This is a genomic window from Pseudooceanicola nitratireducens, from assembly GCF_900109195.1.
GTDB lineage: Bacteria > Pseudomonadota > Alphaproteobacteria > Rhodobacterales > Rhodobacteraceae > Pseudooceanicola > Pseudooceanicola nitratireducens.
On the sequence record NZ_FNZG01000018.1, the window covers coordinates 1 to 9,482 of the forward strand.

Annotated in this window: 6 protein-coding genes and 1 pseudogene; 5 read left to right on the forward strand and 2 right to left on the reverse strand. The window is 58.1% G+C overall.

Annotated elements, in window-relative coordinates; translation table 11 throughout:
- From BMX99_RS19135 to BMX99_RS19155, 5 genes and pseudogenes are all read left to right on the forward strand, one after another.
- Nucleotides 1-1,008: pseudogene (locus BMX99_RS19135) on the forward strand (relaxase/mobilization nuclease domain-containing protein); the annotation flags it as partial.
- Nucleotides 1,009-1,023: 15 nt separating this feature from the next.
- Complete coding sequence (locus tag BMX99_RS19140; RefSeq protein ID WP_093455134.1) at nucleotides 1,024-2,937, forward strand: type IV secretory system conjugative DNA transfer family protein; 1,914 nt, start codon at nucleotides 1,024-1,026, stop codon at nucleotides 2,935-2,937.
- A 123-nt stretch (nucleotides 2,938-3,060) separates the two neighbouring features.
- Entirely contained in the window at nucleotides 3,061-4,407 is a 1,347-nt protein-coding gene (locus BMX99_RS19145; RefSeq protein ID WP_093455129.1) for a hypothetical protein, read from the forward strand.
- A 67-nt stretch (nucleotides 4,408-4,474) separates the two neighbouring features.
- A complete protein-coding gene (locus tag BMX99_RS19150; RefSeq protein WP_093455130.1) occupies nucleotides 4,475-5,296 on the forward strand; it encodes a GIY-YIG nuclease family protein in 822 nt (273 codons plus the stop codon).
- A gap of 112 nt (nucleotides 5,297-5,408) precedes the next feature.
- Nucleotides 5,409-6,203 carry a pPIWI-associating nuclease domain-containing protein gene (locus tag BMX99_RS19155; protein WP_139199598.1) on the forward strand — a complete coding sequence of 265 codons (795 nt, stop codon included), beginning with the start codon at nucleotides 5,409-5,411 and terminating at the stop codon, nucleotides 6,201-6,203.
- 19 nt (nucleotides 6,204-6,222) lie between these two features.
- Here BMX99_RS19155 and BMX99_RS19160 read toward each other — a convergent pair whose 3' ends face one another.
- Nucleotides 6,223-8,232 (reverse strand): ATP-binding protein, encoded by a 2,010-nt coding sequence (locus tag BMX99_RS19160; protein WP_093455132.1) that lies wholly within the window; start codon nucleotides 8,230-8,232, stop codon nucleotides 6,223-6,225.
- Between the two features lie 145 nt (nucleotides 8,233-8,377).
- A complete protein-coding gene (locus BMX99_RS19165; RefSeq protein ID WP_093455133.1) occupies nucleotides 8,378-9,358 on the reverse strand; it encodes an ATPase, T2SS/T4P/T4SS family in 981 nt (326 codons plus the stop codon).
- Between the last annotated feature and the right edge of the window lie 124 nt (nucleotides 9,359-9,482).

Genomic DNA, 9,482 nt, shown 5'->3' on the forward strand with positions numbered 1-9,482 from the left:
ACGCCGTGGAATTTCACCGAAGGAGAGATAGACATGAAGGACATCAAGACCGTCGGTGATGCGATCGACTATTCCGAGCGCACGATCGAGGCGCTCAGGCTCAAAGCCGAGGAGCTGGACCCGGCCGAGAGGGCCGCCTTCGAGGCCAAAGCCGCGCCAATCATTGCGGACCTATCGCAGATGGTGCCGGACCCGGACCTGCGTGCACGCTTCGGCAAGCAACTCGAAGAACCCTATCCGCCGGGGGCGGGCAGCGAGGTGCTGATCGCCGCGCTGCAGTCCGGCAATGACGACGGGTTGCGCGACGTGCTCGAGCGTGCCGACGAGGCCGGGATGGACAGCGAGGATCTGGTGGCGCGGATCGCGGCGGGTGGCACGCGCAACTACGGTATGGCGCAGGACTGGGTCGAGCGCGACATGAACGCGGTGCTGGCGAAGGACGGTCTCAGCGTCGAGACCGCCAATGACGACCAGCTCGATGCCGCCCTCGAGAAGGTCGACGGGGTCATGGACGCGCTGATGGAGCGTGCCAAGGAACTGGGCGTCGGGATCGGTCGGACTCTCGCGGACGAAGAACAGGAGATCCTGCCGCTCATCGACGAGGACGACCGGACGCCCAATCCCTATCTGCAGGACCTCGCCGACATGCTGCGGGACGGCAAGCTCACCGAGGAACAGGAAGAGACCATCGAGCGGACCCTGCAATCCGAGCTTTTCAAGGAGCTGGGCGAGGAGGGCTTGGCCGAGCTACGCCGTGGCAACTACGAGGTGCTGGACGCGGCCCTGCCGAGCAAGCTCGACCAGATCACGGTCACGCAGGAGTTCCTGGAGATGACCTTCGAGGAAACAGGCGACCAGGTCTTCACCGACCGCGCCGCCGGGTTGCAGCAGGACAAGGCGACGGAGGTCGCGCGGATGCGTGGCCAGCAGGATGCGCGGGAAATGGGGCGTGATCTTGGACGTGCCAGAGAACTGGATCGTGGTCTCGATGACGAGATGGAATTCTGAGGGGGGATGACCACCATGACCAAGACACTTCCTCTCTGGGCTGCACTCCTCTTCGGCGTGATCTGCGGCGCCGTCATCGGCACCATCGTCGCCGCCTTCTACCTGACTCTGGCCCTGAAAACCGGCTTTGGCAACTTTGACATGTTGGCGCTCTGGAAGGCGAGCGCTGGCACCCGCGCGGCACACCCAGAGGCCTTCAAGGTGGGGTTTGGGGCCGTCGGCTTCGGGGCGATCGGGCTTGGCGCCCTTGCGCTGGCCTGGACCTGGAAGAAGGAGCGCGACGATTACGGCTCGGCCCATTGGCAGACAAAGGCGGAGCTGAAGAAGAACGACATGCTGCAGGCCCCCGGCAAGGGTTTCGTTTGCGGCAAGCTTGGCGCGCCGCACTCCAAAGCCGAGTTCATTTCCTCGACCACCATCCCGCACGTGATGATGGTCGCGCCGACCCGCGCCGGTAAGGGTGTGGGTTTCGTGATCCCGAACCTCCTGAGCTTCGCGGGCTCGGTCGTGGTGCTCGACGTGAAGGGCGAGAATTTCGAGAAAACCGCCCGGCTCCGGGCGCTGAACGGTGACGAAGTCTATCGTTTCAGCCCCTTCGACTGGGCCAACGCCACGCACCGCTACAACCCGCTCGCCCGGATCGCGAAGGCCCCCACCTTCGCGCAGCGCTTCACCGAGGTCTCGATCCTGGCCGACCTCTTCCTCGACAAGGACAACAAGACGCTCGACACCTTCTCTGAGGCAGGCAAGTCGATCTTTGTCGCGGCCTGTCTACTGGCGATCCAGCGCGGCACGCCGAACCTCGGCGAGGTGAACAAGATCGTCGCCGGGGGCGAGTACAAGAACGCGCAGTACAAGACCTATGCCGACGAAGCTGAGGAAGACATCCTGCGCGAGCTCTGGACCAATGCGGCCTCAGCCTCGTCGCGGTTGCTGACCTCAAATATCCAGGCGCTGATGACGGCCGGTCTCAAACAATGGGACAACCCGGCGGTACGCTCGGCCACCAAGGCGAGCGACTTTGATTTCTCGACCTTTCGGAAGACCCCGCAGTCGCTCTATATCGCCGTTTCCGAAGATCACATCGCGACCCTCGCCCCACTCCTGCGCCTGATGTTCGCCGATCTCATCGCCTCGATCCGCCTGAACGAGCCGGGCCCGGACGAGCCCTGGCCGGTCATGATGATGATCGACGAATTCCAGCAGATGGGGGCGATGCCCTACCTCGAACGCGCGATCCATTCGCTGGCAAGCTATGGCGGCCGTGTCGCGATGATCGCGCAGTCGCTGGCGTCGCTCGACCGGATCTATGGCCCCGAAGGCCGCGAAAGTCTCGAGAACGGGGCAGGGCTCAAGCTCTACATCACCCCGCGCGACCAGCGCACGGTGAAGGAAGTTTCCGCCGCCGTTGGCAGCACCACCCGCGAGGCCGTGACCCGTATGTATGGTCGCAACAAGGGCTTCCTCGGAGCGACCTCGACGTCGGCGCGGCTGGAAGAACGACCGCTGCTCTCCGAGACCGAAGCGCGCCTGATGGATCCCGACGAGGTGATCATCCTCGCCTCGCCCCAGCACCCGATCAAGGTGAGCCGGATCAAGTATTACGACGATCCGTTCTACAAGGCGATGCTGACCCGTCAGGAGGGCAAGCCTTTCCCCTATCCGCCAAGCGTGCAGGGTGTGGGTCCTTGGGGCGGCGACGGTGAAGACGAGGTCGGCGCAGACGAGCAGGCGAAACCAGCCGAACGCGCGCCTGCCCGGGATCGATCACAGCGCCGCGAGGCGCGTGCGATGAGCGTGAGGACGATGGAGGCCGGGCGCGAGCAGCCAGAGCCCGAGACGCTCGAGCGGGAAGCGGCAGTGCCAAAGGAATGGGCGGCGGCGCTCGACCGGCAGGAGGATTTTATTGAGGAATTGTTGGGTGGTTAATGACGTGGCGGTCCCTCTAACCTATCGTGGTTCCGGGAAAATCCTCCTAGTCGGGAAGGTACGTATGTTTTGAGAGTTGAGGCCGCGGAAAATCCAAAGCACGAACCGATAGAAGGTGTCTCTTTGGACGAAGCACGCTCGGTTCTTCGGTCCGCGAAGCCTGGCGGTGGAATTGGTCTGGAAGAAGTCATTCGCACGTTTGACTGCGACGCGCTTCGTGCCGATGAGATACTACGGGCGATGGCCGTGGCTGGCTACATCGAACCCTCGGACGTCCGAGGACAGCTCCTCTTCTGGACACTTACGCCAAATGGCAATCGGCTGGCCTTGGAAAGGAAGCGAAAACGTATCGATCCTGAAAAGGTCAATGCTACAGTCCTGGAGCTGATAAACCGTGCGAAGATCATCAATTCGGACCCTGATCGTCTGCAACGTATCACCTTGAAGCTATTTGGCAGCGCCTTGCAGGAGCGGGACGACTACGGTGATGTCGATGTTTCCATCACCTATCACCGACGCCAATTGCCAGTGGACGAACGTGAGCGCATAGAAGCTGCGTTGCGGACACGCCAAAGCGACCACGATCGCCAGACGGTGATGGGACAGGTGATGGGGGCTGAGCAGCACGACACTCGCGAGATCCGGGCCGCGCTGAAGAAAGGTTTGCCGCACCTTTCGCTAATGCGCGATGATCCTATGGATCTTGGGACTCCGTTCCGTTGGCTGGTTGATCACGATATCAAAGCGGACGCACCGCGCGGCGTCGCTGAGACCATCTTCAGGCCCAACACGCCATCCCTCTTCGAGCAGACCACACTGGAGCTTCCGCAGGTTAGCCTGATGAAGGCGCGCTATCGGGAGATATCCCCGACGACGAAGGTCTCCGTGGAAGGCCTCCACATCGGCATGGAGGATGCCCCTCGGCTCGAAGAGGCGTTGTGGTCTCCTCGGGTGACATACGAAGGTGACCTAGTTCCGAACGATGCGAGAGACGATCCATGTGTTCGGTTCGCGGGGTTTCAGCACCTTTGCCCAATCTGGAAGGAGCAGGTTGGCGGCGTACTGATGCTGAAACGAGCTCTGGAGTGGTGCGATCAGAACAAGGTCTGGCTGCGTGATCTCGTACCGATGGTCTCGATTTCACGAGGGAATAGGTGGAACGTTGTCCGTCTCGGGGTGGTCGGCCAACTGATCTATTTCGAAGTCGGGCCTACTGTTCAAAAGGGTAGTTTGATGCCGATTAACCGAACCCGCGTTTCCAAAATCGACCTAGCTGGTGCCTATGCTGTGGCTCGCGCACTATCCAAGATGTATTTGGAAGCGCGATGTGCGAAGTTGCCGGCCTGTTCCGCGACAATATTCCTGCCTTCGGTTGACCTGGAACGGCTGCCAGACTTTCCGAGTCTGGCCAGAACTGGTAATCTCAAGGAGGGCGGATTTGCCGGGCTTGTGAGGGCGGAGTTGAGATAGGTGGCCCGCTATAGATTGCGAAACAAACACCGCATTCCTATTTTTCAGTAATGGCCATCATCTCTCAATGCAAATGAAAAGCAGTGCTCTCTACCATCTATGGAAACGTCAGGTGTTCTTGAGAAATCGGCATCAAGATTTTGATCGACTTCTTGCCACGAGACGCTTTTCGTCCGGGATATACCTGATCGGCTGCGCGGGTGAGATCGTCTATGTTGGGCAATCCTGGGACTTGGTCAGGCGCTCAATCGAAAGCCTGGGCAACCACTACCACAGGGTGGCGGACACGAAACTGCCTTGGTCGATTGCTTTCGCGCCTTGCTCTCCGGACGAGATGGACGAACTAGAAAGCACCGCGATCCGTACCTACGCACCCCGCTTCAACACATCTCTCCCGAGCATCGCCAAGAGTTTGTCCCGAATGCCGGAGGTGGTTGGCAGCGCCGCAGTATTCCAAGATCAGAAGAGCGACTGCGGGGCATTTCACCCCGAGAACTTGCGACGCCAAGTCGACGCCGCTGCGCAAAATTCCGAGCCGCCATGGGCGGTCAAAAAGACCCGTCGGAAAACCGAAAGCAAGCCGCCAAGGCAACCGGAAATCGCACTTGAGCCGGTCGAGTGGACCGAGGAGGAAGCGGCTGGGTTGGTGCAGGCCTATGGCGTTTCACTGAGTGAACCGTTGCGATTTAAGATCAACCTCTGTGAGGATGGGTCGGTGATTACCAAGGATGGGGAAATCATTGGCACCTGGACGATGGATGAAAACGCTCATCCTTCCTTCTTTCCTGACGGCGCGACCGAGCCCCTCATCTTTGATGTCTTCCTCGGCCTGCTATGTCAGCGTGTTGCCGAGTGGTATGAGGCTGAAAACGGTCAGGTCATAGGGTAGCGATTGGGATCGCTCGAACTTTTTTGTCGCAGTACTGTCAGATCCCATCAGGGACGCTATAACGCCGAGGCATTGGGCGCATGTTCATGCTCTACTCTAGAAAGGTGAATTCGTGGCCGTCGAGGATCGACTTCCGGATCAGTTTTCCCGGGACTTGCTTGCAGGCAGTCTCATGGTTGCAAACGATCAGAACAATCCTGTCCGATTGCACCTTGCAGCGGCCGGCATGCGAGAATTGTTCGGGCATATCCTGCATGCGGACGCGCCGGATGATGAAGTGCGCGCATGCGGTTGGTTCAAACAAGAGCCAAACACGAAGACGGTAACACGGCGCCAGAAGGCCATATATTCCACGCAGGGCGGCCTAGCAGACGAATTCGTCGAACAGTTGGGATTGGACGTCGACGACTTGCATCGCGAGGCGATCCGATCGATAGAAGCCCTGAATAAGGCAACACATGTTCGGCCCGACACGCTGGTCAACGACGCGGCGACCATCAGTTCATTTATTGATGAAGCCTTGGCGGCGCTTGAGGGACTACTTGTTTCGTTTTCTGAAGGACGAAGCGCAGTCAAAGAGGCGTTGGTTGATGATGTCTATCGCGCAATGTCGGACGCGTTGATCGAGCAGACCTTCGACGACATCGATATTCTGGCAGGTAAAGGATACGAAATCGACCCTTGGATCGACGATGCGGAAATCGAAGTTGAAGCATTGCGTTCAAAGGCGATCGTTGTGCGCTTTTCTGGTGTTGCAAATGTCACCTTGCACTATGGCTCCAAGCACGACGCTGCGGAAATCCAACACGACTTTCCATTCTGGCTGAGGTTCGAAGCGCCAGTTGAAAAGCCTACCGAGCTAACCTTGGTTGCGCATCATTTCGACGATAGGTCCTGGTACAGCTGAACAAAGCTCTGTTCGGATTTTACTCTGCGGCCACGCCTTCTTCTGCATCAAGGGCCGAGATCCGTTCCTTGACCTCCTCACTCAGGTAGTCTGCGTTGATCGTACGCAGATACCGCAAAGCTTCTTTGTCGTTTGCCTGATACTCTAGGCGACGTTTGTAGAAGGTTAGCCGCCCTTCTGCCTCCTGAATTATCTCTCCCCAGGTCTTGGCCCAGACACGGATTTTGATCGGGTCATCGATTTCGAGGACCAGCCCACGAGGTTTGTCTTTTTGCCGTGCCTCGAACTCTGCGTCTTTTGTGAAGCGGTTGGCCACTGCGACGAAGTCCCATTCCACGTTCGAGTGCTTGAAACGGTCATCGAGCGCCACGGCCTTTGCGTACTTCTTGATCTGGTTGATGACGTCTTCGTTGAGATTTTGGCTTGGGCGCTTTAGCTCTATGACGAGGTGTTTGCGCTCTTCATCGGTAGCGGTAGGCATCCGGCATGACAGCATCAGATCAACAATAGCGGCTTTGCCCTCGGCGTCGAGAACTGGTCCACTTGGCGCGAGTGTTTCCCGAGCAGTGCCATCGTCACTGTCACTGCCCAGCAATTCGATATGGCTGCGTAAAACGGCGGATAGATCCTCGTCGTCGTTCATCAGGTTGAACTGTTCTCCGAAAATCCATGTCTCTTGGGCGATAATCCGGTGAAGTTGAGACCGTTCGAGTAGCTGACGTTTGGACTTTGGGTCAAACACCAGAATCTGTAAGGCACGCAGAAATTCGAGACGATCGGTGACGGCTTTTGCGGCGTTGATAACAGCTGTAAGCGAGGTTTTTCGAAGAAGGTCTGCCAGTTCCTCTTGCTTAGCCTTGGGAAGGTCTACGACACTCTCGAGAATTGCAGGCAGGGCGCCTGGCCCAGTTTCAATTGCTGCTTTGACAAGCTGAAGGATAAGCTTTTGCTGCTTCGACGGTGCCTTATCGAAGTCAGGGCTATAGTCGGCAAGATTTAATGCGACGACATCAAAGACCTGTCTTTCGTTAATCTCGATTGGATCAGATGTTTTCCCTTCATAGGGGTATATCCTGGCCTCTTTCCATTCCTGGATTTTGCCACGAGAACGCTCTGCTTCGCGCTCGCGAAAGTGCTCGCGCAACTTGGCTTTTGTCGTCTCGACAAGTGCCATGGAAGGCGGGTCGAGCTCTACGAGTCCTTCAGTGTTATCGTCTACAAGGTCTTGAAAATGGTCTGCGGTCAAATATGCAGTGAAGTCGAACCCGCGCGCATGAATTCCCGGCGCCATTTCGTGGAAGCTGAATCTGCCTGGTAGGCAAAGCATCAACTTCCGTTCGACTTTCTTTTTCCACTCAATAATGTCGAGCGTGGCTTTGTACTCATGGCCATCCTCGGTGATCGCCGAAATTTCATATGGCGTCACGTCGCGAATTGCATCCCGCGCGTCAATTTCTTCGCCATCATAGATGATGCGGAAAGCTGGGTCTTCGTATAGCTGGAGTGCGAACACATTCCGGACTTGCTCGGCGAACCCGTCTGCCGACCATATTTCGAAATCGCGAACGACATTCTCAATTTCTACTGTGCAGCCAGTGTTTCCTGATGGGACTGTATCTGAAATCGTGAAGCGCTTCAGATCCGACTTTTCACCGCTGATCGAAAACTTCTTTCCGGCATGATGGGATACCCAAGTTACACGCTCGCCGAGTGCAAATGCCTTGAAACGTCCCTGACCCTTCTCCCCATGAATTGACCTGCCGCCATCGGTTTTGATCGCGCGCTTCTTCCAAGAGCCACCCAAAGATTGGAAGAAGGATTCGACCTCGTCTACGGGAATTCCGGTTCCATCGTCGACAACTCGAATGACACCAAGCTTTGTCAGTTGACCCTGTTCTAGCTCAACCTTTACTTCGCGCGCGTCCGCATCATAGGCATTCCAAATGAGCTCAGAGATGGCTGCCAGCGGTTTCGCGGTGGTAACCCGCTGGATATGATCATTTTCGACTTTAATTTCAATTTGCTGCACGGATCGAGCCTCGGGGAGCGTTCAATAGCCAAACTAGTCCCATGCGTCGAATGAGTTTTCAACCGGAAAGACCAACGTCCAGACCAAGTTGCACCATGAGATCGGTCGAAGCGATTGTTTTCGGGACTCGCTTTGCCGCGAGATGTCAACGTCCCGGCAGATAGAACTCCGTAACCCCCCGCCTCCCATCGTCCCGCCCAAGCTGCACGATCACATCGATGGACTTGCGGATATACTCCCGCACCTCGGCGAATGTCAGCGGCGTCCCAGCCTGCAGCACCATGATCGCCAGCCGGTCGATGGCCAGTTCCGCGGTTTCGGCGTGGATGGTGGAAACCGACCCACCATGACCGGTGTTGATGGCTTCGAGATAGGTCAGGGCCTCGGCGCCGCGCAGCTCGCCGACGATGATCCGGTCAGGTCGCATACGGAGGGAGGCTTGAAGGAGAGCGTTGGCGCCGCGTTGCGATCCGGCCCCGCGGTCGGCCAGTAGGGCGACGGTGTTCGGCTGGCCAGGAAAGAGCTCGAAGGCGTCCTCGATGGTAATCAGGCGTTCGTGTTCGTTTACATGCGTCAGAAGGTGGCGGGCGAAGGTGGTCTTGCCGGTCGAGGTGCCGCCACTGATCAGGACGTTAAGCCGTGTCTCGACCAGGGTCTGTAGGGCAGCTTCGAGGTTCTCTTCGGCGAGACTGGAAATGTTCTTCATCTTCTCGGCTCGGAGCGCGTCGAGCGAGACGGCCTTGCCGAAGAGATAGGCAGGAGCGTAGTCCCGGACGCTGCCCGAGGCGAAGAGACGGATGGTGATCGAGGCCCCGCGGTCGATGGCGGGCGGCACGGCGACCTGGACCCGAAGCGGGCGGCCCGCGTATTCTACTTTGCCGGAGACGAGCGGGTTCTTTTCAGAGACGCGGGCCTTGGCATCGCCGACGATGGTCTGGGCCATGTTGAGGGCTGTGGTCCGATCCACGGTCTGACCTTCGTGGCGCATGCTGGCATCCCCCGCGACCTCGAGCCAGACCTTGCCGTCGGGGTTGATCGCGATCTCGACCACGTCGTCACGCCGCAGGAGATCGCGGAACGGGTCGAGATAACGCTCGAGGTATGAGGCTGGCGAGGCCTGATCCATCAATTCGGTGATTCCGGTAATATTGAACCTGGTTTCGCTGCCTCTCGCCTGCGGCTCGAACGCGAAACCTGATGCTTCTTTTTCATTGTGAACCGGAACCCCCGTAGATCACCACATCCCGGTC